The organism is Nocardia coffeae (assembly GCF_019890715.1).
Lineage (GTDB): Bacteria > Actinomycetota > Actinomycetes > Mycobacteriales > Mycobacteriaceae > Nocardia > Nocardia jiangxiensis.
Genome location: NZ_JAINZY010000105.1, coordinates 1 through 230, shown reverse-complemented (window position 1 = coordinate 230; position 230 = coordinate 1). Strand labels below are relative to the sequence as shown.

1 protein-coding gene is annotated in these 230 nt (G+C 63.9%); it reads right to left on the bottom strand.

Annotation, left to right across the window (positions count from 1 at the left end):
• Positions 1–230: relaxase domain-containing protein (locus K7711_RS47230; RefSeq protein WP_222979762.1), on the bottom strand; the 230-nt coding region annotated here is incomplete at both ends.

The window sequence follows — 230 nt, the reverse complement described above, 5'->3', positions numbered from 1 at the left end:
CGGTACGGGCGACCTAAACGAGTTGCTTTTTCCGCTCTATCGCGGGCTGTTTTGGTGGTGGCGCCGCGGGCGATCTCGCGGTCGAAGACACGGTCTTGGATCGCGTTCGCATCAGGATGCCTGCCCTCCCCGAACAGGGCCTTCATCTGCTCTTCGGTGACCTGTTCACCTGCAGAGATGTCGAGCGATGCGAGTCCGGTGCCGTGCCAGCGGCCCGGGGATTCCCCGTG